The sequence below is a fragment of the Plantactinospora sp. BC1 genome (assembly GCF_003030345.1).
Classification (GTDB): Bacteria; Actinomycetota; Actinomycetes; order Mycobacteriales; family Micromonosporaceae; genus Plantactinospora.
Map to the genome: position 1 here is coordinate 3,470,622 of NZ_CP028158.1, position 25,834 is coordinate 3,496,455.

A 25,834-nucleotide genomic window follows, 5' to 3' on the forward strand; every position below is an offset into this window, starting at 1 on the left:
CCGCCGCCCCGCCGACGGTTCAGCCGGCCACCGAGAGCAGCGCCTCGGCGACGGTGGTACGGCTGTTCAGCACGGTCCGGCCGGTCCGGTGCGTGGCCACCAGCCCGGCGGCCCGGAGCACGGCGAGGTGCTGCGAGACGCCCCCGGCCGAGAGCCCGGTACGCCGGGCCAGTTCGGTGGTGGAGACCGGTGAGCGCATCTCGGCGAGTACCCGGGCCCGGCCCCGGCCGAGTACCGCCACCAGGCTGTCGGGTGCCTGTCGGGGCGTCTCCCAGAGCGTGGCGATGCCCCGGGCCGGGTACGCGAGCTGCGGCGCCGGGCCGGCCGCGACGCTGGCCACCGAGGGCCAGACGAAGACGGACGGGATCAGCACCAGCCCGTTGCCGTCCGGCACGTCGGCGGCGGTGCAGTGCTGCTGGGCGATGGCCAGCGTCTCCCCCTCCCAGCGGACCTGCCGGTGCAGGTCGTTGAGGAGTCCGGCGGCGCCGTCGGCGGCGAGCCGCCGGGCCCGGTGGTGCACCTCGGCGTCGAGCAGCAGGCGGATCCGGGCCCAGTCCGGTGCGAGCGCGATCCGCCAGTACCGGACGATCTCGTCGGCGAGCCGGCGCAGCCCGTCGGCCGGGTCGGCGTGCAGGTGGCGTACTGCCGGGGCGTCCCGGCCGGGGTAGCCGTCGAGGTCCGCCCGGACCACCTCGGCCGGGGTGGCGAGCAGCGTGGCGAGTTCGGTGTCGAGGTCCGGGGTGAGTCCCTCGGGTGCCGGGGTGAGGAAGTCGGGCAGGTAGTGCGGCCGGGCCGGGATCAACTGCCAGAGCAGCCCACCGGCTGTCCCGGCACCACCCGGCCCGAGCGGCCCGGTCAGGGCAGGGATCAGGCCGGCGTCGACGAGCCGGGGACGTACCCGGGTCGCCCAGGGCAGGTGCACGGCGTGGTCGCCGGCGTCGCGCAGCACCCGGACGCTTGTCGCGACCTCCCAGAGGCAGGAGACCGCGAAGCGGATCCGGGCGACGGCACCGCCCGGCAGACCGATGGAGACCACGTCGACCTCTCGTTTTAGGCAGAACTGAAAGAATACGGCGACCGGTGCGGGCGGCGGAGACTACCGACCATGAGTGATCAACGTCTTCGCGCCGAACTGTTCCGTTCCCTGCACGTCCCCGCCGACCCGGTGGTCCTGGTCAACGCGTGGGACGCGGCGAGCGCCCGGATCGTGGCGGCGGCCGGTGCGCGGGCCGTCGCGACGACCAGCGCCGGGGTGGCGTGGAGCCTCGGCACCCCGGACGGCGACGTCCTCGGCCGGGAGCCGGCGACCGAACTCGTCCGGCGGGTCGCCTCGGCGGTCCCGGTGCCGGTCACCGCCGACATCGAGTCCGGTTTCGGGGCCACTGCGGAGCAGGTCGCCGAGACCGTCCGTGGGGTGCTGGCCGCCGGCGCGGTCGGGGTGAACCTGGAGGACGCGGCGCCGGGCGGCGGGCCGGGGCTGCGCGAGGTCGCCGACCAGTCGGCCCGGCTGGCCGCCGCCCGGGCCGTCGCGGACGAGGTCGGGATTCCGCTGTACGTCAACGCCCGGATCGACACCTTCCTGCGGGGTACCGGCGGGGTGCCGGAGACCCTCGACCGGGCGGCCCACTATCTGCGGGCCGGTGCCGACGGGATCTTCGTGCCCGGGGTGGTCGACCCGGAGACGGTGGCGGCACTGGTCGCCGGCATTCCGGCACCGCTGAACATCCTCGCCGGTCCCGGCGCGCCGGCCGTACCCGAGCTGGCCCGGCTCGGGGTGGCCCGGGTCAGCCTCGGCTCGGCGGTGGCCGAGGCGGCGTACGCGGTGGTCCGGCGGGCCGCCGAGGAGGCGTACGGGTCGGGCGGCTACGACGCCCTCGCCGGTGCCCTGGACTACGGGGCGGTCAACGAGCTGATGCGCCGCTGACCCCCGCAGCGATCCCGTGCCGGCGGGGTCGGGCGCGGGTTCGCCGAGGTTCGGCGGTGGATCCGGGGAGAGTTTGGGGAACGATGGTGGAATGTCGAACACCGCAGAGGGCAGCAGGGCGAGCGGCGGCGGCAACGCCACCGACGGCAGCTACGTCAACCCGGGTGGGGAGTTCACCCGGGACCAGCGCTACATCGCGACCCGGATCACCGCCGACGGGCGGGACGGCTATCCGGTGGAGCCGGGCCGGTACCGGCTGGTGGTGAGCCGGGCCTGTCCGTGGGCCAACCGGGTGATCATCGTCCGTCGGCTGCTCGGGCTGGAGGACGTGCTGTCGATGGGGATCGCCGGGCCGACCCACGACGCCCGGAGCTGGACGTTCGACCTCAATCCGGGCGGCCGGGACCCGGTGCTCGGCATCGAGCGGCTCCAGGAGGCGTTCTTCGCCCGGTTCCCCGGTTACGAGCGCGGGATCACGGTGCCGGCGATCGTGGACGTGCCGACCGGGCAGGTGGTGACGAACGACTTCGCCCAGATGACCCTCGACCTGTCGACGCAGTGGCGGGCGTACCACCGGTCCGGTGCGCCCGACCTCTATCCGGAGGCGCTGCGCGAGGAGATCGACGAGGTGAACGGCGTCGTCTTCGCCGACGTCAACAACGGGGTCTACCGGTGTGGTTTCGCCGGCAGCCAGCAGGCGTACGAGAAGGCGTACCGGCGGCTCTTCGACCGGCTGGACTGGCTCTCCGCCCGGCTGGAGGGGCAGCGCTACCTGGTCGGGGAGACGATCACCGAGGCGGACGTGAGGCTCTTCACCACGCTGGTCCGGTTCGACGCGGTCTACCACGGGCACTTCAAGTGCAACCGGCAGAAGCTCTCCGAGCAGCCGGTGCTCTGGGCGTACGCCCGGGATCTGTTCAGCACGCCCGGCTTCGGTGACACCATCGACTTCGACCACATCAAGCGGCACTACTACGAGGTGCACCGGGACATCAACCCGACCGGGATCGTGCCGGCCGGGCCGGACCTGCGGAACTGGTTGGAGCCGCACGGCCGGGAGGCGCTCGGTGGCCGCCCGTTCGGGGACGGTACCCCGCCGCCACCGCCGCCGGCCGACGAGACCGTACCGGCCGGGCACACCCCGCTGGCCGGCTGAATCGTCAGGAAGGGCCCCCGCCTGTGCCGTAAGCGACAGGCGGGGGCCCTTCCTTGCCGGCGAACCGACTCCGGTGGCCTGGGTGAAATGAGAGGATTGTCGGTGGTTGCCGGTCGAGCGGTCGGTACCGGCCGGAGCGGCGAACGGGGGCGGCATGGCGAGCAAGGAAGCGGTGCTGCGCCTGGTCGGCCTGGGCCGGAGCTACCAGGAGATCGGCGCCGAGCTGGGCATCCCGGCCGGACAGGCGTACCTGGTCGGCACCGGGCTCCCGGCCGACGGCGGCGGCACGGTGACGAGGGCGCAACGGCAGCGCCCCGGAGTCCTGCCGTCCCGCACCCAGACGCTGGTCAACCCGCGCGAGTTCAACCCGACGTCGTCCCGGCAGGTGCACGACTGGATGCGGGACCGGGCCCGGGCCGACGGGCTGGGTCGACCCGACCGGTAGCGAACGGGTCCCGCCGCAGCGGCTCGGTGGCGGCCATCGACGACAGGAGGCGCAGGTGCGCGGTCTACCGATCGGCTCGTGGCCGGTCTGGCGGCAGCTCACCGGTCCGGACCGGACCGGGCGGGCGGCCGCGGCGAAGTCGCGGCACAGTGCCGAGCTGCGTGCCCGGACCGCCGACGCCGACCGGGTGGTGAAGTCGGTCTGCCCGTACTGCGGGGTCGGCTGCGCGCAGAACGTCTACGTCCGCGACGAACGGGTGGTGCAGATCGAGGGGGACCCGGACTCGCCGGTGAGCCGGGGACGGCTCTGCCCGAAGGGCGCCGCCTCGCTGCAACTGACCACCGACTCGGGCCGGCTGGACAGGGTGCGCTACCGCCCGCCGTACGCCACGGACTGGCAGGACCTCGACCTCGACACCGCGATGGAGATGATCGCCGAGCGGGTCATCCGGACCCGGCGGGAGACCTGGCAGGAGGAGCAGGACGGCACCCGGGTGGCCCGGACGATGGGGATCGCCAGCCTCGGCGGCGCCACCCTGGACAACGAGGAGAACTATCTGATCAAGAAGCTCCTCACCGCGCTCGGGGTGATCCAGGTGGAGAACCAGGCCCGGGTCTGCCACAGCTCCACCGTGATCGGCCTCGGCACGTCGTTCGGGCGCGGCGGTGCCACCACCTTCATGCAGGACCTCCAGCACGCCGACTGCATCGTGATCGAGGGATCCAACTTCGCCGAGGCGCACCCGGTCGGCTTCCAGTGGGTGCTGGCGGCGAAGGCCCGCGGCGCGACGGTGATCCACGTCGATCCCCGGTTCACCCGGACCAGCGCGCTGGCCGACCTGTACGTGCCGATCCGGGCCGGCACCGACATCGCGTTCCTCGGCGGGATCATCAACCACGTACTGACCGAGGAGAAGGACTTCCGGGAGTACGTGCTGGCGTACACGAACGCCTCGACCATCGTGCACGAGCGGTTCCGGGACACCGACGACCTGGACGGGCTCTTCTCCGGCTTCGACCCGGACAGCCACACCTACCGGGAGGAGAGCTGGCAGTACGAGGGCGTGCAGCTGGTCTCGGCGACCGGCGAGCGGGACAGCCAGTTCGAGGCCCGGGTCGCGGCCGGGCAGAGCCTGCGGGACGACCCGAAGCGGTCGGCGGAGTACGACGGGCACGGCGCCGGCCGGGGCGAGAAGTTCGGCTCCGGCAGCGCCGCCCTGGACGGGCAGCCCCGCCGCGATCCGACCCTCTCCGACCCGCACTGCGTCTACCAGATCCTCAAGCGGCACTTCGCCCGCTACACCCCGGAGATGGTCGAACGGGTCTGCGGCATCCCGCCGGAGGTCTTCGGGCAGGTGTGCCGGCACCTGGTCGACAACTCCGGCCCGGAGCGGACCAGCGAGTTCGTCTACGCGGTCGGCTGGACCCAGCACTCCGACGGCTCGCAGGTCATCCGCGCGGCCAGCATCCTGCAACTGCTGCTCGGCAACATCGGCCGGCCCGGCGGCGGCATCCAGGCACTGCGCGGGCACGCCAGCATCCAGGGCTCGACCGACATCCCGACGCTGTTCAACCTGCTGCCCGGCTACATCCCGATGCCGCACGCGCACAAGACCCAGACCCTGGCCGACTTCATCGTCGCCGACGCCGCCCGCAAGGGGTTCTGGGCGAACATGCGGGCCTACACGGTCAGCCTGCTCAAGGCGTGGTGGGGGGCGGCGGCCCGGCCGGAGAACGACTTCTGCTTCGACTACCTGCCCCGGCTGACCGGCAGCCACTCGCACTACGACACCGTGCTGGAGCAGCTCGGTGGCGCCTGCAAGGGCTACTTCCTGCTCGGCGAGAACCCGGCGGTCGGCTCGGCGAACGCCCGGATGCAGCGGCTCGGGATGGCCAAACTGGACTGGCTGGTCGTCCGGGACCTCACCATGATCGAGAGCGCCACCTGGTGGAAGGACGGGCCGGAGATCGCCTCCGGCGAACTCGTCACCGAAGAGATCGGCACCGAGGTCTTCGTACTCCCGGCCGCGGCGCACACCGAGAAGGACGGCAGCTTCACCAACACCAACCGGCTGGTCCAGTGGCGCCACCAGGCGGTCGAGCCGGCCGGCGACCGGCGCAGCGACCTCTGGTTCATGTACCACCTGGGCCGGATCATCCGGCAGAAGCTGGCCGGCTCGACGGATCCGAAGGACCGGCCGATCCTCGACCTGACCTGGGACTACCCGACCATCGGCCGGACCGCCGAGCCGGACGGCGAGGCGGTGCTCGCCGAGATCAACGGCTGGGACGCCGACGGCCGGCCGCTGTCGACGTACACCGAACTCGCCGACGACGGGTCGACGGCCTGCGGCTGCTGGATCTACTGCGGGGTGTACAAGGACGGGATCAACCAGGCCGCCCGGCGCAAGCCGGCCGAGGAGCAGAGCTGGGTCTCCCCGGAGTGGGCCTGGGCCTGGCCGGCGAACCGGCGGATGCTCTACAACCGGGCCTCGGCCCGGCCGGACGGACGGCCGTGGAGCGAGCGGAAGAAGTACGTCTGGTGGGACGCCGACGCCGGCCGGTGGACCGGGTACGACATACCCGACTTCGAGCCGACCAAGCCGCCGGACTACCAGCCGCCGGACGGCGCCCGGGGGATCGCCGCGCTGCGCGGCACCGACGCGTTCATCATGCAGGCCGACGGGCTCGGCTGGCTCTTCGCACCGACCGGGATCTCCGACGGCCCGCTGCCCGCGCACTACGAGCCACAGGACTCCCCCGTGGACAATCCGCTCTACGGCCAGCAGCGCAACCCGGCCCGGCTGCTGCGGCCACACGAGCAGAACAAGTACCACCCGAACGGCTCGCAGAGCGGCGCGCAGGTCTTCCCGTACGTGGTGACCACCTACCGGCTCACCGAGCACTTCACGGCGGGCGGGATGAGCCGGAACACCCCGTACCTGGCCGAGTTGCAGCCGGAGTTCTTCTGCGAGGTCTCCCCCGAGCTGGCCGCCGAACGCGGACTGGTGCACTGCGGCTGGGCCACCATCGTCACCGCCCGCAACGCCGTCGAGGCCCGGGTGCTGGTGACCGAGCGGATCGCGCCGCTGCACGTCGACGGCCGGGTGGTGCACCAGATCGGGCTGCCGTTCCACTGGGGACCGAACGGGCACAGCCGGGGCGACGCGGCCAACGAACTCAGCTCGATCTCGCTCGACCCGAACTCGCACATCCAGGAGAGCAAGGTCTTCTCCGCCGACATCCGCCCCGGGCGGCGGCCACGCGGGCCGGAGCGGGTGGCGCTGGTCCGGGACTACCAGCGCCGGGCCGGGATCACCCTCGCGACCGGTACGGAGGTGTGAGCGGATGTCTGCCGACCTGCGCGAGGCGACCGGGGAGCAACACGATCCGGCCACCGCCGGCGGTTACGCCGAGCCGCCGGAACGGGTCGGCTTCTTCACCGACACCAGCGTCTGCATCGGCTGCAAGGCGTGCGAGGTGGCCTGCAAGGAGTGGAACGCGATCCCCGAGGACGGGCTGACCTTCACCGGCATGTCGTACGACAACACCGGCCAGCTCGACGCGAACAGCTGGCGGCACGTCGCCTTCGTCGAGCAGCCCCGCCGGCTCGGCCGGCAGGAGGCCCAGCTCGCCCCGGCCGAGGTCCCCGCCGCGCTGCGCCGGGCGGCCGGCGGCCGGACCGCCGTCTCGCTCGGCATGCCCGGGTCGGCACCGCCGGACGGGCACGTCGACGCCGTACCCGGGATGGACTTCCGCTGGCTGATGTCCTCCGACGTGTGCAAGCACTGCACCCACGCCGCCTGCCTGGACGTCTGCCCGACCGGCTCGCTCTTCCGCACCGAGTTCGGCACCGTGGTGGTGCAGCAGGACATCTGCAACGGCTGCGGCTACTGCGTGCCGGCCTGCCCGTTCGGGGTCATCGACGTGCGCAAGGACGACGGCCGGGCCTGGAAGTGCACCCTCTGCTACGACCGGCTCTCGGTCGGCCAGGAACCGGCCTGCGCCAAGAGCTGCCCCACCGACTCGATCCAGTTCGGTGAACTCTCCGAGCTGCGCGCCCGGGCCACCGCCCGGGTCTCGGACCTGCACGACGCCGGGGTGAGCAGCGCCCGGCTCTACGGCGCCGACCCGTACGACGGGGTCGGCGGGGCGGGCGCGTTCTTCCTGCTGCTCGACGAGCCCGAGGTGTACGGGCTGCCACCCGACCCGGTCGTCACCACCCGGGACCTGCCGGCGATGTGGCGCCGTACCGGACTGGTCGCCGCCGGGCTGCTCGCCGCCCTGGTCGCCGTGTCACTTCCCGGAGCCCGCCGATGACCCACACCGACGTACGCCTCGACACCGCACCCGACCTGCCGGTGGAGCGGGACGCGCTGATCGGCTCCGCCGGCCGCCCGGGGCGGCGCCAGCGCGGTGAGCGGCTGATGGTGCCGAGGGCCGAGTTCCGGTCGTACTACGGCCGGCCGGTGCTCAAGCCGCCGACCTGGCAGGCGGCGGACATCGGCGGCTACCTCTTCCTCGGCGGGCTGGCCGGCGCCTCGTCGACCCTGGCCGCCGCGGCCGACTTCACCGGCCGGCCGGGGCTGGCCCGGGGCCTCAAGGCGGGTGCGGCGGTCGCGCTGGGCGGCTCGCTCTACTCCCTGGTGCACGACCTCGGCCGCCCGGAGCGGTTCCTGCACATGCTCCGGGTGGTCAAGGTGACCTCGCCGATGAGCGTCGGCTCCTGGCTGCTCGCCGGGTACGGCCCGTTGACGCTGCTCGCCGCCGGCAGCGCGGTCACCGGTCGGCTGCCCCGGCTCGGCCGGCTCGGCACGCTCGGCGCCGCCGTGCTCGGGCCGGCGGTCGCCTCGTACACCGCGACGCTCTTCGCGGACACCGCCGTGCCGGTCTGGCACGACGGGTACCGGGAGTTGCCGGTGCTCTTCGCGGGCTCGGCGGCGGCCTCGGCGGGGGCGCTGGGCGTGCTCGCCGCTCCGGCGACGGAGGCGGGACCGGCCCGCCGGGCGGCGGTCCTCGGCACCGCCGCCGAACTCGTGGCGGCGTACCGGATGGAGCGCCGGCTCGGCATGGTCGGCGAACCGCTGCGGCAGGGCCTGGCCGGCGGGTTGCTGCGGGCCGGCAAGCTGCTCTGCACGGCGGGTGCGGTCACGGTGGCGGCCGGCGGCGGTGGGCGTGGCCGGGCGGTGACGGCGGCCGGCGCGGCGGCGCTGCTGGCCGGCTCGATCTGCCTCCGGTTCGGGATCTTCCAGGCCGGGATGGCCTCGGCCCGGGATCCGAGGTACACGGTGGAGCCGCAGCGGGAGCGGCTGGCGGCCCGCACCGGCAGGCGGGGGCGCCGGTCGTGAAAGCCGTGGCCAGACTCCTACCGTTCGCCGGCATCGTTTTCGGCACCTGCGCGGCGGCGATCCTCGCCGGGCGGCGGACCGTCCCGGCGCGCCGGCCCAGCCGCCGTCGCTGACCCGGCGCCGGACCGGCCGTCGGGCTCGGTGTTCCGGTCAGGCGCTGCCGGTGGCCGGAGATTGGATCTCCGGGGGGCCGGCGGCCATCGCGAAAAGTACGGTCCGGACGGCCTGGTGGAGGTCCTGCCGGCTCTGCTCGCTCCCCGGTGCCGGTGCGGTCAGCGAACCGGCGCCGACGAGGCGGTCGAAGAGCAGCCCGTCCACGCAGGCGACGAGGTGGTTGCCGCTCCGCTCCGGGTCTGCGGCGCCGGCCTGGCGCAGCAGCGCGCGGGCCTGGGTCCGGGAGGCGGTGCCGTACGACAGGATCTCCCGTAGCTCGGGGTGGTGGGTGGCCTCCAGCAGGCAGGCGTACCGGGCCAGCGTCCGGGTACGCCCGTCGGTCAGCCAGCGGTCGAGCAGGCCGGCTATCCGGCCGGCGAGCTGGTCGAGTTCCCGGGGTCCGAGCGGTCCGGTGGCCGGCTCGGCGGGTAGCTCGGTGGCGGATAGTTCCCCGGCGGGTAGCTCGGTGGCTTCGAGGTCGGCGCGGTCGAGGTCGGCGAGGCGGCGTACGACGGCCTCGATCAGCGTCTTGCGGGTCCGGAAATAGGCCGAGGTGGAGCCGAGCGGGAGTCCGGCCCGGGCATCCACCGCCCGGTGGGTCAGCCCCCGCATGCCCAGCTCCGCCACGAGTTCGATCGCGGCGTCGGTGATGACGGCGAACCGGTCCCGCCGTGCGGTCACCCGCTGCTCCCTCCCACCCGGGTCTTCTACGCCTGTAGTATGCCTTTCTACAGGTGTAGAAGCGCGGATTCCCGGAGGTGGGCGCGATGGTGGATCGCACGGCAGTGGTGGTCGGCGCGGGGATCGGCGGGCTCTGCGCCGCGCTGGCGCTGCGCCGGCAGGGCTGGCAGGTGACCATCCTGGAGCGGGCGCCCGAGTTCGGGGCGGTCGGCGCCGGCATCACCCTGATGTCCAACGCGCTGACCGGGCTGGCGGCGCTCGGCGTCGACGAGCAGATCCGGGCGGCCGGTCGGGTGGAGGCGTCGGGCGGCAGCCGTACCGCCGACGGCCGGTGGCTGTCCCGGATCGAGGCCGCCGACCTGGTCGACCAGCTCGGCACCGAGTCGCTGGGCATCCACCGGGCGACGCTGCACGAGATCCTCCGCGCCGCGCTGCCGGCGGGCACGTCCCTGCTCACCGGTGCCGAGGTGGTCGAGGTGGTCGCCGGACCGCCGGCCGAGGTCACGTACCTCTCCGGGGGCGTCCGCACGACACTCCGGGCCGAGCTGCTGATCGGCGCGGACGGGCTGCGCAGCGTCGTACGCCGACGGTTGTGGCCGGACGTGCCGCCGCCGGTCTACGTCGGCACCACCGCCTGGCGGGGCGTGACGGACGAGCCCTGGACCGGCGAACTGCTGGTGGCGATCACCTGGGCGCCGGGCGCCGAGTTCGGGATGGTGCCGCTCGGCGACGGCCGGGTCTACTGGTTCGGCGCGGTGAACGCCCCGGAGAAGTGGCCCGTCGCCGACGAGTTCGGGACGGTCCGGGAGCGCTTCGGGGCGTGGCACGCGCCCATCCCGGAGCTGATGGACGCGACCAGCCCGCAGGGGGTGCTCCGCAACGACCTCTACCATCTCGGCACCCCGCTGGGCAGCTACGTGACGGGGGCCGTCGCGCTGCTCGGCGATGCCGCGCACGCGATGACGCCGAACCTGGGCCAGGGTGCCGCCCAGGCGATCGAGGACGCGGTGGTGCTCGGGTTGAGCCTGCCCGGCGGGACCGAGGTGCCGGCCGGGCTGGCCCGGTACGACGCCGAGCGCCGCCCCCGCAGCCAGCAGGTGGCCCGAGCGTCGTACCTGATCGGGCGGTTCGGTCAGCAGCTGCGCAATCCGCTGGCGGTGGGACTACGCAACGTGATGATGCGGCTGACCCCGCCCCGGGTGGCGCTCCGCTCGATGGCCCGGTACGCCGACTGGCGACCCCCGACCGAGACCCCCTCTTGAGCTGCGCCGTCCCGGCCGCAATAGCAGAAAAAGCCCCGCATCCGGCGCGAGATGAATCGGCCATTCACCTACATTCACGCCACCACGTTGCTGTGATCCGTGCCCGAACGTCCCGATTAGCCGCATAATGCAACACAGACCGCCGGGGCATCCGTCCCAAAGCGGCTTAAAAGGAGCGAAAGGCCCGATCGTGAAGCTCACTTTCATTCGTAAGACCGCACAGTCCCAGGTCAACAACTGCCCGTCGCTGTACCGCACGGACCGTGACACCTTCATCGTGCAGGGCTGGCGCGTCTCCGACCCGGAGGCGCTGGCCCAGCTCGACATCCCGGCGCACGAGACCGCGGTGGAGGTGCCGGCCGACGTACTGGCCGAGATCGCGAAGGCGCTCTAGCACCCGCGACGACCCCGACACCGCAGCATCGGTTCACGAGGCCCGGCCGACCGGACGTTCGACGAGGTCGGCCAGGGTCACCGGGGTACGGGCCAGCAGCAGCCGTTCCAGCGCCGCGATCGTGCCCACCTCCCCGACCACGTCCACCCCGCCCACCTCCGCGCGATAGCGGTACGCCAGCCGGTAGAGGTATCTCCCGGCGATCCGCTCGACACTCACCTGCCACCGGCCGCAGCAGACACACACCCAGCCCCGCATCCGGCGAAGATAGCTCTGACCTGCGAAAACACCTCACGCGCGGTGGTCGGCCCGAAACTCCTGCGCCGGATGGGGCGGATGGGACCACCGGTACCGGCGCGGGGCACCCCGGTACGCCGGCCATCTGGTTGACTTGGCCGGGTGGAGCTGCCGATCAACCCGCCGGTCGAGCCGATGCTGGCCAAGAGCGTTCCGAAGATCCCCACCGGTCCGGGGATGAGCTACGAGCCGAAGTGGGACGGCTTCCGGTGCATCGTCTTCCGGGACGGTGACGAGGTCGAGCTGGCCAGCCGGGGCGGCAAGACGATGACCCGCTACTTCCCGGAGGTCGTCGCGCAGGCCCGGGCGCAGCTACCGACCCGCTGCGCGGTCGACGGCGAGCTGATCGTGATCCGCCGGGACGGCCCGGACGGCGGGCCCCGGCTCGACTTCGACCTGCTCAGCCAGCGCATCCACCCGGCCGCGTCCCGGGTCAACATGCTGGCCGAGACCACTCCGGCCGACCTGGTCGCCTTCGACCTGCTCGCCATCGGCGACGAGCTGCTGATCGACCAGCCCTACGAGCGGCGCCGGACCCGCCTCGTCGAGGCACTGCGCGGGGTCGTACCCCCGGTGCACGTCACCCAGACCACCACCGACCCGGAGACGGCGGCCCGGTGGTTCGAGATCTTCGAGGGCGCCGGGCTGGACGGGCTGGTCGCCAAGCCCGCCGACATCCCCTACGAGCCCGGCAAGCGGCTGATGTTCAAGGTCAAGCACACCCGGACCGCCGACGTGGTGGTCGCCGGGTTCCGCTGGCACAAGTCCGGCCCGGTGGTCGGTTCGCTGCTGCTCGGCCTGCACGACGAGGCGGGCACGCTGCACCACGTCGGCGTCTCGGCGTCGTTCAGCGCCGCCCGCCGGGCCGAGCTGCTCGACGAGCTGGCCCCCTACCGCGAGGGCGTCAAGGAGCACCCGTGGGTGCACGGCGACCACACCAGCGGGCAGCGTATCCCGGGTGGGCCGAGCCGGTGGTCCGGCACCAAGAGCCTGGAGTGGGAGCCGCTCCGCCCGGAACTGGTGGCCGAGGTCGGCTACGACGCGATGGAGGGCGACAGGTTCCGGCACACCGCGCAGTTCGTCCGCTGGCGGCCCGACCGGGAGCCGGCCTCCTGCGGGTACGACCAACTCGACCGCCCGATCCGGTTCGACGTCGACCAGGTGCTCCGCGGCGACCCGCTCGCCCCCGGCGCGTAGCCTGACGGTCGATACGATCACGGAGGATCTCTCTTGGCCCGCTCGCACCTTCGCCGACTGCCCCTGGCCGCTCTCCTGGCCGTCGTGATGCTCGTCGCCGGCTGCACCATCCCGATCTTCCGGCCCGACGACGGCAGCGAGCGCGGTGGCCCGGCGGCCTCGTCGAACGGCGCGGGCGCCGCCGACTGGAAGCCCTGTCCGGAGGTACCCCGCAAGCTCGTCGGCCGGGGCGCGGCCAACATGCGGTACGACTGCGCGACCATTCCGGTACCCGCGGACTGGAGCGCGGCCGGCGGTGCCGGTGCGGGCGGCGACAAGCTGGAGATCTCGCTGCTGCGGATCCGGTCGGCGAAGCAGCAGGACCGGATCGGCTCGCTGCTGGTCAACCCGGGCGGGCCCGGCGGCTCCGGCATCGACTCGGCGGTCTACCTGTCGTTCGGGGCCAGCTTCGGCGGGCTGCCCGACGAGGTGACCCGGCGGTTCGACATCATCGGCTTCGACCCCCGGGGCGTGGGCCGCTCCTCCCCGGTCAAGTGCGTCTCCGACACCGACCTGGACAGCACCTTCGGCTTCGAGCCGGATCCGGCGAGCCAGGCGGAGTTCGACGAACTGGTGGCGCTGAACCGGAGGATCGGTGACACCTGCGGCGGCAAGTACGGCGAGCGGCTGCGGCTCTACTCCACCGAGCAGGCCGCGCACGACATGGACGCGATCCGGACCGCCGTCGGCGACGAGAAGCTGAGTTACCTCGGATACTCCTACGGCACCCTGCTCGGCGCGACGTACGCCCAGCTCTTTCCGCGCAACGTCCGGGCGCTGGTGCTCGACGGCGCGGTCGACCCGAAGCAGGACATGGTGGCCGGCTCGGAGAGCCAGGCCAAGGGCTTCGAGCGGGCCTTCACCAACTTCACCAACTGGTGCCGGGAGAACCCGGGCCGGTGTCCGATCGCCTCGGACGCCCGGGGTGCGGTGACGGACGCGATGGAGAAGGCCCGGGTCTCCCCGGTACGCGGCGAGGGCGGCCGGGAGGCGACCGCCGGCTGGATCTTCTACGCGGTGATCTCCTCGCTCTACACCGAGTCCGGCTGGCAGAAGCTCGCCGCCGCGATCGACTCGCTCGCCGACGGGGACCCGAAGGAGGTCTTCGAACTCGCCGACTCGTACGCCGAGCGGGCCGAGGACGGCAGCTACACCAACCTCTTCGACGCCAACCTCTCGGTGAACTGCGCCGACGAGGAGCGCAAGGTCGGCGTCGACCGGATCCGGTCGTTGCAGTCGGAGTGGCGCCGGAAGTACCCGCTCTTCGGCGCCCCGCTCGCGGTGGGCATGCTGAGCTGCGAATTCTGGCCCGGCCAGCGCGACCCGTACCCGACCGGCCCGGCGACCGGCGCCCCGCCGATCGTCGTCGTCGGCACCACCGGCGACCCGGCCACGCCCTACGAGCAGACGCCGAAGCTGGCCGAGATGCTCGACGTCGGCGTGGTGCTGACCTGGCAGGGCGAGGGGCACACGGCCTATCCGCAGACCCGCTGCATCAACGACGCCGTCGACGACTACCTGATCGACCTCAAGCCGCCGAGCGCCGGCACCACCTGCCCGGCCCGGTGACCCTGGCGGAGGCACGCGTCGCGCGGCGCCCGCCGCACACCGCCTGCCGCGCGTCGCCCGCGCCGGGCGGCGCGGGAGCGCGGGTTCGGTGCGCGGCACCCTGACGGGCACCACCTTCGTGCGCAGACTGTCGAGCTGGGTGCACAGACGGGGCGGGTCTTCGGGGGATGCCGGGGGTGGCCATCGCGGGCGCACAAGCGGGGCAGCTCTACAGTCCGTTCGACGGACACCCTCCGCCCGGCGAGCTGCGGCAGTCCGGCCACGCCACTCCCGCCCCGCCCCGCCGGGCCGGGCCGGCAGTCGAGGGTCGATGTGCCAGGCTGGGCGCATGAGTGAGCTGATCTTCCGGATCGCCCGCCGGGACGACGTACCGGCGATCGTCGCGATGCTGCTGGACGACGAGGTGACCGCGAGCCGGCAACCGGCGGAGCCGATCGGCGAGGAGGTCGACGCCGCCTACTGGGCCGGCTTCGAGGCGGTCGACGCGGACCCGCGCAACGAGCTGATCGTCGCCGAACTCGACGGCGAACCGGTCGGCACGATGCAGCTCACCTTCATCCCCGGGCTGAGCCGGCGCGGCGCCCAACGGATGCAGATCGAGGCGGTCCGGGTTCGCACCGATCTGCGGGGCAAGGGAGTCGGCCGCCGGATGATGCACTGGGCGGTGGACCAGGCCCGGGAACGCGGCTGCCGGCTGGTCCAGTTGACCACCGACAAGCGGCGTACCGAGGCGCACCGCTTCTATGCCTCACTGGGCTTCGAGGCCAGTCACGAGGGCATGAAACTGGCACTCTGACGTCATCCGGGGCGGGGTGCTGCGCGGTCGCCCCGTGACCACCGGAGCGGGCCACGGGGCGACCGACAGCGTCAGCGGACGGGACGCTCCGAGTTCACCCGAGCGATCCGGTCCCGTACCTGCTCGCGCAGCTCGGGCAGGCTCTCGGCCGACAGCCGCGCCGACGAGTCGAGCTTGCGGTTGTCCCGCTTCACCGGGCCGGCGACCGGATAGACCTCGCTCTCACCCGGCAGCGGCACTCCCGGGCAGGTCGCGTCGGACGGGCGCGAGTTGCGCAGCAGGAAGACGTTGACCATCCCGTCGACGCACGGGTTGCCGTCGAGCGCGTACTGCCCGTGGAAGGTGGCGTCGTCGATCGAGACCATGCTGACCCCGGGAGCCGCCCGGACCGCCGCCCGCGCCTGCTCGTAGCCGGTCTGCGGGTCGAACTCGGCCTGCACGACCAGAATCTTCGAGGCGACCGACGCGGGGAGGTTCGGCAGGGTCTGCCGGGGCGCGTCCGACCAGAAGGCGCACGGTTCGGAGAGCCCGTACGCCCAGCCGAAGAGCGGGTAGCGGGGACCCTGCCGGTCGCTGAGCTTCCGGTACCAGGTGGCGGAGCGGGTGGGCTGGTCGCCGCAGGCGACGGAAACCCGGGTACCGGGGAACGTCACGTAGTCCTCGGGGACCTCGGTCGCGATCCGCCGTACCGTCAGCTCGGCCAGCGGCACGCCGTACTCCGTCCGGGCCAGCGCGTCCAGCTCGGTACGCAGCGCCTCCGACAGCCCGGTCTCGGGGGTCTCGCCGTTCATCTCCTGCGCCGCGACCGTGAAGACCAGGGTGGCGAGGAGCCATTGCAGCTGGCCGCCCATGCCGACGAAGAGGGCGTCGTAGTTGTCACCGGAGATGCCGAGCGTCTTGGCGTACTCCCGGGCAGCCTCCCAGGTCCGGGCCGCCTCGGCCGGAGTCTCACCGACGATCTCGGGGAACTGCCGCGCCGTCCAGGGCAGGTAGACGTCGTCGAGCTGCCGCTGCCCGATCATCGGGAACGCCTCGAAGGCCGCCTGGAGCCGGCCCTGCCAGTTGACGCTGGAGTCGAGCACCATCTTGCCGGCGCTGGCCGGGAAGAGCGAGGCGTACTTCGCACCCAGCCAGGTGCCGTAGGAGTAGCCGAGGTAGTTGAGAGTGGAGTCGCCCAGCAGTTGCCGGATGAGCTCCATGTCGTACGCGGTCTGCCAGGTGGTGATGAACGGCGTCAGCGCCTTGCTCTGGCAGGCCTCGGCGATGGCCCGGGGCGCCTTCTGGTGTTCGGCGATGCTCTCCGGCGACCGGTCCCGGGCGTCCAGGTCGGTCCGGGTCGAGAGCCGGCCGGTCGGGATCTCGCAGACCAGTCCGAGCTGCTCAGGGGCGGTGCCACCCTCGTGGCCGGTGCCACGCGGGTCCATGCCGATGAAGTCGTACCGCTCGTTCACGGCCGGTTGGAGCGCGGCCAGGGCGCCGGCCAGGGAGCTGCCCTGGCCCCCGGGGCCGCCCGGGTTGAGCAGGATGGCACCCAGGCGCTCACCGGTCGCCTTCGTCCGGCTGATCGAGACCGACAGGTCGACGCCGGCATCGGGGTCCGCCCAGTCGCGGGGGACGGTGACCAGGGCACATTCCATCGGGCGGGCCTGCTCCGGTGGCGTGAACAGGCAGGCACCCCAGCTGAGTTCCTGGTCGAGATAGCGGTCGAACGGGCTGGCGGCCTGGGCCACTACCGGGGTCGCGACCAGCGCGAGGACCAGGGTCGCCGGTGTCACCACACTTCTGACGATGCGGCGCACGGTACTCCCTCCAGTAGGAATCGGATGAAGGGAGCGTAGCTGGTGGTTTCCGGGCTGGTGACCACCATTGGGGTGAACTCCCGCCTGTCGGCCTCATCCCTGCGGCGGACCCCGCAAGGCGGAGCGCCCCCTATCCAGTGGTTGCGACGGATGCAATACCGTCGCTTCGCTCGATTAGGGTCGGCAGTCCAACTAGGACGCGGCAGGCTGGGACCTCTTCCGCCGACACCCGCCGCTCGGTGACCGCGATGTAGTCGACCAGGGCGTCCCGGGACCGGGCGAGCGTGTCGATGCGTTCGTCCAGCCCGTGCAGGCGGGCGCGCAGCATCTCCAGGAGTTCGGGGCAGGGCTCCAGGTCGGGGGCCGAACCGGTGGCGCAGGGCAGCAGGAATCGGATCTCCTCTGTGGAGAGTCCGGCTTCGAGCAGTCTCCTGATCTGGGTCACGGTGACCACGTCGTCGGCGCCGTACTCGCGGTAGCCGCCGCTCCGCCGCGCCGGTTCGAGCAGTCCCTGTGCCTCGTAGTAGCGCAGCTGGTGGGTGTTGACCCCGGTCTGCCGGCTCAGTTCCCCGATCAGCATGTGGCCCATGCCTCCTTGACCTTCATACCGGTGTGAAGGTTGACGATTCTGCCATGACTACCGACACCACCCCGGTGACCGTCGTCGGACTGGGGCTGATGGGCCACGCCCTGGCCGCGACGTTCCTGCGCAACGGACACCCGACGACCGTGTGGAACCGGACGACGGCCAAGGCCGGGCAACTCGTCGCCGCTGGCGCCCGGCTCGCCGACTCCCCCGCCGACGCGGTCGCGGCCAGCCCGCTCGTGATCGTCTGCGTCTCGAACTACGACGCCGTACACGAACTCCTCGACCCGCTCGGCGACGCCCTCGACGGTCGGGTCCTGGTGAACCTGACCTCGGGTACCTCGGCGGCGGCCCGGGAGACCGCCGAGCGGGTGGCCCGGTGGGGCGGCAGCTACCTCGACGGCGCGATCATGGCCGTGCCGCCGGCCATCGGTACGGCGGAGGCCAGCCTCCTCTACAGCGGATCCCGGTCGACCTTCGACCGGCACGAGTCGACCCTGCGACTGCTCGGTGCCGGGACGACCTACCTCGGTGCCGACCACGGCCTCTCCGCGCTCTACGACGTGGCGCTGCTCGGTGTGATGTGGAGCGTGCTGAACGGCTTCCTCCAGGGTGCCGCCCTGGTCGGTACGGCGGGGGTGGACGCCTCGACCTTCGCCGGGATCGCCGGCCCGCTGGCCGGGACGGTACGGGACTGGCTGCCCGACCTGGCGCGGCAGATCGACGGCGGCGACTACCGGGCCCGGGACTCGACCATCGACACCCACCTCGGCGCGATGGAGCACCTGGTGCACGAGAGCGAGTCCCTCGGCGTCAACGCCGACGTCCCGAGGCTCGTCAAGGCGCTGGCCGACCGGGCCGTCGCCGACGGGCACGGCGGCAGCGACTACGCGGCGATGGTGGAGCAGTTCCGCAAGCCCTCCGAGGTCCGGCCGTAACCGCCATCCCGGCCCCGGCAACCGGTCACTCCTTGCGGTCGCGGTCCCGGGACGGCTGGACCCGCTTCGGCTCCCCCGGCATCTTCGGGTGGTCCGGCGGATAGGGCAGGTCGCCGGAGCCGTCCCGGTCGTCCCGGTCTGCCCACTCCAGCAGCGGGCTGATGTCCCACGGGGCGTCGTCGATGCCGGCGTGCGGGTCGCCGATCTTCGCCACCCGCTCCGGCACGGTCTTCAGGTCGAAGTCGTCCGGTTCGACGTCCGGCAGCTCGTCCCAGGTGACCGGGGTGGAGACGGTGGCCCGGGCGTTGGCCCGCAGCGAGTAGGCGCAGGCGATCGTCCGGTCCCGGGCCATCTGGTTGTAGTCGATGAAGACCTTCTCGCCGCGCTGCTCCTTCCACCAGGAGGTGGTGACCAGGTCGGGGCGGCGCCGCTCCACCTCCCGGGCGAACGCGATCACCGCCCGGCGTACCTCGGTGAAGGTCCAGCGGGGCTCGATCCGCAGATAGACGTGCACGCCCCGGCCGCCGGAGGTCTTCGGCCAGCCGGTCGCGCCCAGCTCGTCCAGGAGTCCACGCACCTCGCCGGCCGCCTCGACCGCGTCGGCGAAGTCGGTGCCCGGCTGCGGGTCGAGGTCGATGCGCAGCTCGTCGGGGCGGTCGACGTCGACGCCCCGGACCGGCCACGGGTGGAAGACCACGGTGCCCATCTGGGCCGCCCAGGCCACGTGGGCCAGGTCGGCCGGGCAGAGTTCGTCGGCGCTCCGGCCGCTCGGAAACTGGATCTTCGCGGTCTGGATCCAGGACGGTACGCCCCGGGCCGGCACCCGCTTCTGATAGAACATCTCCCCCTCGATGCCCTCGGGGAAGCGCTGCAACGCCGTCGGCCGGTTGCCCAGCGCCCGCATGATCCCGTCGCCGACCGCGAGGTAGTAGTCGAACATGTCCTTCTTGGTGAACCCGCGACGGGGGAAGTAGACCCGGTCCGGGCTGCTCAGCCGTACCGTGTGCCCGGCCACCTCGACCTCGACGGGCTTCGCCTTCGCGCTGCCACCAGCCATGCGCCGACCCTATGCCACCGGTCCGACGAAGGTGACCCGACACGGAGACGCCGACGGCCGGCACGGCCGGTCAGGGCAGGAGGCCGCTCAGCACAGGGTCAGCACAGCGGTCAGCACAGCGGTCGCGCCTCCGGCTCCCGGCTGCCGTGCCGGTGCGCCTCCCAGACCTGGCAGATCAGCACGAGCTTCTGCTCGAACCGGGGATCCCGGTCCAGCGGGCCACCGTCGTACGGGGCGTGCAGCCGCAGCGGCGCGGCGCCGTCCAGGTAGACCGCGACGACGGTACGGCCCCGGCGGCGCTCCGCCCGGACGTCGACGACCCGCTGCCAGGCCACGAACGCGTACGCCCCGTACGCCCGGCCCCGCAGGCCCGCCTCGTCCAGCCGGCTCCGGGCCCGGAGCCGGTCGACGCCGCCGCAGAGCATCCCGAGCGGCAGCGGGGCCAGCACGGCGACCCAGGCCAGTTCGGAGAGCTGGCGGTGCCCGGGCAGCGCCCCGGCGATCACGATCACCGCACCGCTGCCGAGGCCACCCCAGCGCAGCCCCCGGATCACCGCCTGCCGCCAGGTCAGCCGGAACTCGGCCAGCACCGGCCGGTGCTCGCGTCGCCGTCTCCGCCCGCCCGGCCTGGTGGCCGCCCGCATGTCCTGTCAACGACTCGGCCGCCGGGCGGTGATTAACCAGTTGTTTCCCGCTGTTTTCCGACGGTTCCGCCGGCCTTAGCCGCCGGAGGATCTCCGCCGTACCGTAGGGGTATGGCTGACAACAGTGTCCGGGACGACCGGGAAAACAGGCTGCCGAGCACCGAGGAGGAGTGGCGGGTCCGGCTCAGCCCGGAGGAGTTCCGGGTACTCCGCCAGGCGGGCACGGAGCGCCCCTGGACCGGCGAGTACGTGGAAACCAAGACCGCCGGCACCTACCACTGCCGGGCCTGCGGGGCGGAACTCTTCTCCAGCGACACCAAGTTCGACTCGCACTGCGGCTGGCCGAGCTTCGACCGGGCGCTGCCCGGCGCCATCCGTTACCTGGAGGACCGCTCGCTCGGCATGGTCCGGATCGAGGTGCGCTGCGCCAACTGCGACTCGCATCTCGGGCACCGCTTCGACGGCGAGGGCTTCACCCCGACGAACGCCCGGTACTGCATCAACTCGATCTCGATGCGCCTCGACCCGTCGATCACGTAGTATCACCGCAGATGTGGTGAAACGGGGGAATCAGACATGGCGACGACCTGCGAGGTCTGTGGCAACGACTACTGGCTGGCGTTCGAGGTCCGCACGATGAGCGGGGACGTGCACACCTTCGACTCGTTCGAGTGCGCGGCACACAAGCTCGCTCCGGTCTGCGAGCACTGCGGCATCCGGATCATGGGACACGGCGTCGAGGTCTCCGGCCGGTTCTTCTGCTGCGGGCACTGCGCCCGGGTCGTCGAGGGCGAGCGCGGCGCGGAGATCCGGGACGCCGTCGGCGCCCGCCCGGCCTGAATCCCACCCGGAATCGCCCCGACGGCAGCCCGTACCGGCGCCCGCCTACGATCGCGGCATGCCGCAATCGCAGACGCCACCGATCCAGGCGAACTCCGCCGACCGGGTCGAGCTTCGGGTCGCCTCCTTCGCCGACCTCGACGCCCGGACCCTGCACGACCTGCTGAAGCTGCGGGCCGACGTCTTCGTGGTCGAGCAGGAGTGCGCCTATCCCGACCTCGACGGCCGGGACGTCGAGCCGGGCACCCGGCACCTGTGGCTGGCCCGGGGCGGCGCGCCGATCGCGTACCTGCGACTGCTCGCCGATCCGGGTGGGGTGGAACGGATCAGCCGGGTGGTGGTGGCCCCGCAGGCCCGGGGCGGCGGGTACGCCGGACGGCTGATCGGCGAGGCGCTGGCGATCGTCGGCTCCCGGCCGTGCGTACTCGACGCCCAGGCGCACCTGGTCGACCTCTACGCCCGCTACGGCTTCACCCGCACCGGGCCGGAGTACATCGAGGACGGCATCCCGCACGTGCCGATGCGCCGGGAGCCGGCCTGACCCCCGGCGCCGTGCCGTCCACTGTGGTCGACCGGCCGACGGCCGCTACGGCAGCGCGTTGACCAGTTCGCCGATGCTCCGGCGTCGGCCGGTGTAGAACGGCACCTCCTCGCGGACGTGCCGGCGGGCCCGGGAGGCACGCAGGTCACGCATCAGGTCGACGATCCGGTGCAGTTCGTCGGCCTCGAAGGCGAGCAGCCACTCGTAGTCGCCGAGCGCGAACGAGGCGACCGTGTTGGCCCGGACGTCCGGATAGCCTCGGGCCATCTTGCCGTGCTCGGCCAGCATCTCCCGGCGCTCGGCGTCCGGCAGCAGGTACCACTCGTAGGAGCGGACGAACGGGTAGACGCAGATGTAGCCCCGGGCCGGCTCACCGGCCAGGAACGCCGGTACGTGGCTCTTGTTGAACTCCGCCGGCCGGTGCAGCGCCATCTGCGACCAGACCGGCACCAACTGCCGGCCGAGCGCGGTACGCCGCAGCCGCCCGTACGCGTCCTGGAGCGCGTCGCTGGACGAGGAGTGCCACCAGACGAGCAGGTCCGCGTCGGCGCGCAGCCCGGAGACGTCGTAGCTGCCCCGCACCACCACGTCCTTGCCGGCCAGCTCCTCGAAGAGCGACTCGACCTCGGCCGCGATGCCGTCCCGGGCCTCGGGCAGCGGGCCGCTCGCCCGGAACACCGACCACATGGTGTAGCGAATGCTCTCGTTCAGCTCGCGCAGCCGCGCCGCGTTGGTCTGCTCCAGACCCTGCTGTTCCGCAGTCATGCCCTCGATACTCCCAGCACCTTGATGATCTCCTCGGCCGCGGTCTCGCCGGAGCGTACGCAGACCGGAATCCCCACCCCGTCGTAGCCGGCGCCGGCCAGCGCCAGGGTCGGGTGCGCGGTCCGCAGCGCCGCCCGGGCCGCGGCCACCCGGTCCAGATGGCCGGGGGCGTACTGGGGCAGCGCGCCGCCCCACCGTTGCACGTGACTGTCCACCGGCTCCGGCAGTTCGGTGCCGAGCAGCCCGGACAGCTCCCGGTGCACCGCCGAGACGAGTTCGTCGTCGGCGCGTTGCAGCAGGTGCTCCTCGCCGTGCCGGCCGACCGAGGCGCGCAGCAGCAGCGTCCCGTCCGGCCGGCGCAGGTGCGCCCACTTGCTGCTGAAGAAGGTCGCCGCCTTGACCAGGGTGCCCTCGGTCGCCGGCACCAGGAACCCGGACAGCTCCGCCGGCAGCACCGCCGCACCGGCTGCCGGCGGCGCGTCACCGCCTGCTGCCCCCTCGCCGGGCGGGCCGGGCAGGGCGAGGGTGACCAGCGCCACGCTGGCGTAGTCGAGCCGGCCGACCAGCGCGCCGACCGCCACGTCGACCCCGCCGAGCAGCCGGGCGGCGGGCCGGGCCGGCAGGGCCAGCACCACCGCGTCGACCTCGACCAGTTCCGGGTCGCGGGTCGGGCCGATCACCAGCCGCCAGCCGCCGGGGACGGGGAGCAGTTCCCGGACGGCCGCGTTCAGCCTGATCCCGGCCCGGGCCGCCTCGGCGGTGGCGGCCACCAGCCGGCTCACCCCGCCGGTGACCGTGCTGAAGACCGGGCTGCCGGCCGGCCGGGGCGCTGCGGCCAGCGCCGCCCGGACCGCCCCGGTCAGGGTCGGCTCGGTGCGGGCCGCCCGGGCCAGCCCCGGCATCGTGGCGGTCAGCGACAGTTCGTCGGCGCGGCCGGCGTACACCCCGCCGAGCATCGGGTCGACGAGCCGGTCCACCACCTCGTCGCCGAGCCGCCGCCGGACCAGCTCGCCGACCGTCGGGTCGGAGTCCGGGCCGAGCAGCGGACGGCCGCCGTCGGTGTCCCGCTCCGCCGCCGGCCGGGCCACCGGGGCCACCGCGGCGAGATCACCGGGTACCCCGACCAGGGTGCCCGGAGGCATCGGCCGCAGCTCGCCACCGATCGCCAGCGCGGCCCGCCCGATCGCCGGGTGCACCAGCGCGTCGGTCAGCCCCACCCGGCGGGCCAGGGCGACCGCCGCCGAGTCCCCGCCGGCCGGGTCGCGGGTCAGGAACGCCTCGGCGCCGAACTCGACCGCCGATCCGGCCAGCGAGCCGGTACGCAGCTTGCCGCCGAGCGCGCCGGACTGCTCGTACACGGTGATCTCGGTGTCGGCGGGGAGTCGGTCCCGCAGCCGGAGCGCGGCGGCCAGCCCGGTGATCCCGCCGCCGACCACGGCGATCCGCGGCCCGCCGGACCGTGTCGTGTCGTTCACCGTGCCCGCCTCCCGGTCAGCTCGCGGACGCCTCGTGGACCAGGGCGACGACCCGGGTCAGTACGTCGGGGTCGGTCTCCGGCAGCACGCCGTGCCCGAGGTTGAAGACGTGCCCGGCGGTGGCGGCGCCCTCGCCGAGCACCCGGCGCACCTCCGCCTCCACCACCGGCCAGGGCGCGAAGAGCACGGCCGGGTCCAGGTTGCCCTGCACCGCCTTCTCCGGCCCGATCCGCACCGTCGCCGCGTCCAGCGGGGTACGCCAGTCGACCCCGACCACGTCCGCGCCGGCCTCGCCCATCGCACCGAGGAGTTCGGCGGTGCCGACCCCGAAGTGGATGCGCGGCACGCCCGCGTCGGCGAGCCCGCGCAGCACCGTCGTCGAGTGCGGCAGCACGAACCGGCGGTAGTCGGCCTCGGAGAGCGCCCCGGCCCAGGAGTCGAAGAGCTGCACCGCCGAGACACCGGCGCCGATCTGCACCCTCAGGAAGGCGAGGGTGATCTCGGCCAGCCGGCCCAGCAGCGCGTGCCAGACGTCCGGGGCGCCGTGCATCAGCGCCTTGGTGCGTACGTGGTTGCGCGACGGCCCGCCCTCGACGAGATAGCTGGCCAGGGTGAAGGGGGCACCGGCGAAGCCGATCAGCGGGGTGTCGCCGAGTTCGGCGACGAGCAGCCGGACCGCCTCGTCCACAAAGGACACGTCGGAGGGGTCGATGACCCGGATCCGGTCGACGTCGGCGAGGGTGCGTACCGGCTCGGCCACCACCGGGCCGGTGCCCGGCACGATGTCCAGGTCCACCCCGGCGGCGGCGACCGGTACGACGATGTCGCTGAACAGGATCGCCGCGTCCACGCCGTGCCGGCGTACCGGCTGGAGGGTGATCTCGGTGACCAGTTCCGGCCGGCGGCACGACTCCAGCATCGGGATCCCGGCCCGCACCTCGCGGTATTCCGGCAGCGAACGCCCGGCCTGCCGCATGAACCAGACCGGGGTGTGCGGCACCGGCTCCCGTCGACAGGCCCGGACGAACGGCGAATCGGCCGGGCCACCGGGGGCCGGCTGGTCGTCTCGGGCCGCGTTGCCCGCAGTCGTGGTGCTCATCGGCGCAATCGTGCCACGGGCCCCGATCCCACCGACGGGCACCGCCGGGTTTTGTGGCCTGCCAGACGTACCCCGTCATGCCGGGCGCCGGGCCGACCGGCCGGACTGACCGGCGCGGCGCCCCACCACGGCGCCGACGATCGGCTTAGGCTGCGGATATGGCCTCCCCGATCGTCCAGCCCGAGACCTTCGCCCGTGCGGTGGCCGGGCTGCGGTCGGCGGCGCCGCGCGCGGAGATCGTACTGGAGGAGGTGGGCGCCCCCCAGCGGCTCGCCCCGTACGCCTTCGCGCTGGCCGCCACCGTGCGGCGCGACGGCGAGGAGGTGGCCACCGGCCGACTCATCCTGCTGCACGACCCGGCCGGACACGAGGGCTGGGAGGGGACGCTGCGCCTGGTCACCTACGTCACCGCCGACCTGGAGATCGACCTCGCCGCCGATCCGCTGCTCCCCGGCGTCGGCTGGACCTGGCTCACCGACGCGCTGGAGGCGCGGGACGCGGCCTACCGGGCGCTCGGCGGCACGGTGACCCAGACCATGTCGACCCGGTTCGGCGAGCTGGCCGGCCCGCCGGCTGCCGGTGACATCGAGATCCGCGCCTCCTGGACCCCGGTCGACGACGACCTGCGGGCGCATCTGCTCGCCTGGTGCACGCTGCTGGCCTCCACCGCCGGGCTGCCGCCGCCCGGTGTCACCGCGCTGCCGCACTCCCGGCCGGCCGGCGCCGCCTGAACAGTCGCAACTTCCGCCGAACCTCGTACGCCCCAACCGCTTCGGCAGTACCAGCAGTCCCAGACCCGACTCGCCGGACCGGCTGCGCGACGGCGAATC

The 25,834-nt window shown here is 73.1% G+C and carries 26 protein-coding genes; 16 read left to right on the forward strand and 10 right to left on the reverse strand.

Annotated elements, in window-relative coordinates:
* Nucleotides 1-19: 19 nt before the first annotated feature.
* Nucleotides 20-1,036 (reverse strand): helix-turn-helix transcriptional regulator, encoded by a 1,017-nt coding sequence (locus C6361_RS14935; RefSeq protein ID WP_107268104.1) that lies wholly within the window; start codon nucleotides 1,034-1,036, stop codon nucleotides 20-22.
* A 69-nt stretch (nucleotides 1,037-1,105) separates the two neighbouring features.
* On the opposite strand from C6361_RS14935, the gene C6361_RS14940 reads away from it, so the two are divergent.
* From C6361_RS14940 to nrfD, 6 genes are all read left to right on the forward strand, one after another.
* Nucleotides 1,106-1,924 (forward strand): isocitrate lyase/phosphoenolpyruvate mutase family protein, encoded by an 819-nt coding sequence (locus C6361_RS14940; protein WP_107268105.1) that lies wholly within the window; start codon nucleotides 1,106-1,108, stop codon nucleotides 1,922-1,924.
* A gap of 91 nt (nucleotides 1,925-2,015) precedes the next feature.
* Entirely contained in the window at nucleotides 2,016-3,080 is a 1,065-nt protein-coding gene (locus C6361_RS14945; RefSeq protein ID WP_107268106.1) for a glutathione S-transferase family protein, read from the forward strand.
* Between the two features lie 154 nt (nucleotides 3,081-3,234).
* Nucleotides 3,235-3,525, forward strand: coding sequence for a hypothetical protein (locus C6361_RS14950; RefSeq protein ID WP_159079330.1), 291 nt, complete (start codon nucleotides 3,235-3,237; stop codon nucleotides 3,523-3,525).
* 55 nt (nucleotides 3,526-3,580) lie between these two features.
* The gene (fdh, locus tag C6361_RS14955) at nucleotides 3,581-6,868 is read left to right on the forward strand and encodes a formate dehydrogenase (RefSeq protein ID WP_107268107.1); all 3,288 of its coding nucleotides are present in this window, start codon (nucleotides 3,581-3,583) and stop codon (nucleotides 6,866-6,868) included.
* Nucleotides 6,869-6,872: 4 nt separating this feature from the next.
* The gene (locus C6361_RS14960; RefSeq protein ID WP_107258676.1) at nucleotides 6,873-7,844 is read left to right on the forward strand and encodes a 4Fe-4S dicluster domain-containing protein; all 972 of its coding nucleotides are present in this window, start codon (nucleotides 6,873-6,875) and stop codon (nucleotides 7,842-7,844) included.
* A complete protein-coding gene (gene nrfD / locus C6361_RS14965) occupies nucleotides 7,841-8,872 on the forward strand; it encodes an NrfD/PsrC family molybdoenzyme membrane anchor subunit (RefSeq protein ID WP_107268108.1) in 1,032 nt (343 codons plus the stop codon). Before C6361_RS14960 ends, nrfD begins: the two co-directional genes overlap by 4 nt.
* Nucleotides 8,873-9,022: 150 nt before the next feature.
* Here the strand turns inward: nrfD and C6361_RS14970 are convergent, their stop codons facing one another.
* The gene (locus C6361_RS14970; RefSeq protein WP_107268109.1) at nucleotides 9,023-9,706 is read right to left on the reverse strand and encodes a TetR/AcrR family transcriptional regulator; all 684 of its coding nucleotides are present in this window, start codon (nucleotides 9,704-9,706) and stop codon (nucleotides 9,023-9,025) included.
* 86 nt (nucleotides 9,707-9,792) lie between these two features.
* Between C6361_RS14970 and C6361_RS14975 the strand changes: the two genes are divergently transcribed.
* Together C6361_RS14975 and C6361_RS14980 are read left to right on the forward strand one after the other, a co-directional pair.
* Nucleotides 9,793-10,968: an FAD-dependent oxidoreductase gene (locus C6361_RS14975; RefSeq protein ID WP_199853356.1), complete on the forward strand. Its 1,176-nt coding sequence runs from the start codon at nucleotides 9,793-9,795 to the stop codon at nucleotides 10,966-10,968.
* A 190-nt stretch (nucleotides 10,969-11,158) separates the two neighbouring features.
* Complete coding sequence (locus tag C6361_RS14980) at nucleotides 11,159-11,362, forward strand: hypothetical protein (RefSeq protein WP_101370542.1); 204 nt, start codon at nucleotides 11,159-11,161, stop codon at nucleotides 11,360-11,362.
* A 33-nt stretch (nucleotides 11,363-11,395) separates the two neighbouring features.
* Here C6361_RS14980 and C6361_RS14985 read toward each other — a convergent pair whose 3' ends face one another.
* Complete coding sequence (locus C6361_RS14985) at nucleotides 11,396-11,620, reverse strand: hypothetical protein (protein ID WP_107258673.1); 225 nt, start codon at nucleotides 11,618-11,620, stop codon at nucleotides 11,396-11,398.
* 141 nt (nucleotides 11,621-11,761) lie between these two features.
* On the opposite strand from C6361_RS14985, the gene C6361_RS14990 reads away from it, so the two are divergent.
* The 3 genes from C6361_RS14990 (at nucleotide 11,762) to C6361_RS15000 (ending at nucleotide 15,260) form a co-directional block, all read left to right on the forward strand.
* Complete coding sequence (locus C6361_RS14990; protein WP_107258672.1) at nucleotides 11,762-12,856, forward strand: ATP-dependent DNA ligase; 1,095 nt, start codon at nucleotides 11,762-11,764, stop codon at nucleotides 12,854-12,856.
* Between the two features lie 33 nt (nucleotides 12,857-12,889).
* On the forward strand, nucleotides 12,890-14,464 hold the full coding sequence (locus tag C6361_RS14995; RefSeq protein ID WP_369931393.1) for an alpha/beta hydrolase: 1,575 nt from the start codon (nucleotides 12,890-12,892) through the stop codon (nucleotides 14,462-14,464).
* A gap of 328 nt (nucleotides 14,465-14,792) precedes the next feature.
* Nucleotides 14,793-15,260 (forward strand): GNAT family N-acetyltransferase, encoded by a 468-nt coding sequence (locus C6361_RS15000; protein ID WP_107258670.1) that lies wholly within the window; start codon nucleotides 14,793-14,795, stop codon nucleotides 15,258-15,260.
* A gap of 71 nt (nucleotides 15,261-15,331) precedes the next feature.
* Here the strand turns inward: C6361_RS15000 and C6361_RS15005 are convergent, their stop codons facing one another.
* Nucleotides 15,332-17,038, reverse strand: coding sequence for an alpha/beta hydrolase (locus tag C6361_RS15005; protein ID WP_199853357.1), 1,707 nt, complete (start codon nucleotides 17,036-17,038; stop codon nucleotides 15,332-15,334).
* 151 nt (nucleotides 17,039-17,189) lie between these two features.
* The gene (locus C6361_RS15010) at nucleotides 17,190-17,648 is read right to left on the reverse strand and encodes a MerR family transcriptional regulator (protein WP_234359505.1); all 459 of its coding nucleotides are present in this window, start codon (nucleotides 17,646-17,648) and stop codon (nucleotides 17,190-17,192) included.
* A 44-nt stretch (nucleotides 17,649-17,692) separates the two neighbouring features.
* Between C6361_RS15010 and C6361_RS15015 the strand changes: the two genes are divergently transcribed.
* Entirely contained in the window at nucleotides 17,693-18,583 is an 891-nt protein-coding gene (locus tag C6361_RS15015; protein WP_107268111.1) for an NAD(P)-dependent oxidoreductase, read from the forward strand.
* A gap of 25 nt (nucleotides 18,584-18,608) precedes the next feature.
* Here the strand turns inward: C6361_RS15015 and ligD are convergent, their stop codons facing one another.
* Complete coding sequence (ligD, locus tag C6361_RS15020; RefSeq protein WP_107268112.1) at nucleotides 18,609-19,640, reverse strand: non-homologous end-joining DNA ligase; 1,032 nt, start codon at nucleotides 19,638-19,640, stop codon at nucleotides 18,609-18,611.
* A 110-nt stretch (nucleotides 19,641-19,750) separates the two neighbouring features.
* On the reverse strand, nucleotides 19,751-20,230 hold the full coding sequence (locus C6361_RS15025) for a hypothetical protein (RefSeq protein WP_107258667.1): 480 nt from the start codon (nucleotides 20,228-20,230) through the stop codon (nucleotides 19,751-19,753).
* A 165-nt stretch (nucleotides 20,231-20,395) separates the two neighbouring features.
* On the opposite strand from C6361_RS15025, the gene msrB reads away from it, so the two are divergent.
* Genes msrB through C6361_RS15040 form a run of 3 tightly spaced genes read left to right on the forward strand, consistent with a single transcriptional unit; the run spans nucleotide 20,396 to nucleotide 21,665 of the window.
* Nucleotides 20,396-20,824, forward strand: a complete 429-nt coding sequence (msrB, locus tag C6361_RS15030; RefSeq protein ID WP_107268113.1) for a peptide-methionine (R)-S-oxide reductase MsrB — start codon at nucleotides 20,396-20,398, stop codon at nucleotides 20,822-20,824.
* Nucleotides 20,825-20,860: 36 nt separating this feature from the next.
* Entirely contained in the window at nucleotides 20,861-21,124 is a 264-nt protein-coding gene (locus tag C6361_RS15035) for a Prokaryotic metallothionein (RefSeq protein ID WP_107258665.1), read from the forward strand.
* Nucleotides 21,125-21,182: 58 nt separating this feature from the next.
* Nucleotides 21,183-21,665: a GNAT family N-acetyltransferase gene (locus C6361_RS15040; RefSeq protein WP_107268114.1), complete on the forward strand. Its 483-nt coding sequence runs from the start codon at nucleotides 21,183-21,185 to the stop codon at nucleotides 21,663-21,665.
* A 45-nt stretch (nucleotides 21,666-21,710) separates the two neighbouring features.
* Here the strand turns inward: C6361_RS15040 and hemQ are convergent, their stop codons facing one another.
* From hemQ to hemE, 3 genes are read right to left on the reverse strand one after another with little or no spacing between them, the layout of a single operon-like run.
* Nucleotides 21,711-22,430: a hydrogen peroxide-dependent heme synthase gene (gene hemQ / locus C6361_RS15045; RefSeq protein ID WP_107268115.1), complete on the reverse strand. Its 720-nt coding sequence runs from the start codon at nucleotides 22,428-22,430 to the stop codon at nucleotides 21,711-21,713.
* On the reverse strand, nucleotides 22,427-23,905 hold the full coding sequence (hemG, locus tag C6361_RS15050) for a protoporphyrinogen oxidase (RefSeq protein ID WP_234359506.1): 1,479 nt from the start codon (nucleotides 23,903-23,905) through the stop codon (nucleotides 22,427-22,429). Before hemG ends, hemQ begins: the two co-directional genes overlap by 4 nt.
* 16 nt (nucleotides 23,906-23,921) lie before the next feature.
* The gene (gene hemE / locus C6361_RS15055; RefSeq protein ID WP_107268116.1) at nucleotides 23,922-25,004 is read right to left on the reverse strand and encodes a uroporphyrinogen decarboxylase; all 1,083 of its coding nucleotides are present in this window, start codon (nucleotides 25,002-25,004) and stop codon (nucleotides 23,922-23,924) included.
* Between the two features lie 158 nt (nucleotides 25,005-25,162).
* Between hemE and C6361_RS15060 the strand changes: the two genes are divergently transcribed.
* Nucleotides 25,163-25,735, forward strand: a complete 573-nt coding sequence (locus C6361_RS15060; RefSeq protein WP_107258661.1) for a DUF3000 domain-containing protein — start codon at nucleotides 25,163-25,165, stop codon at nucleotides 25,733-25,735.
* Nucleotides 25,736-25,834 lie beyond the last annotated feature (99 nt).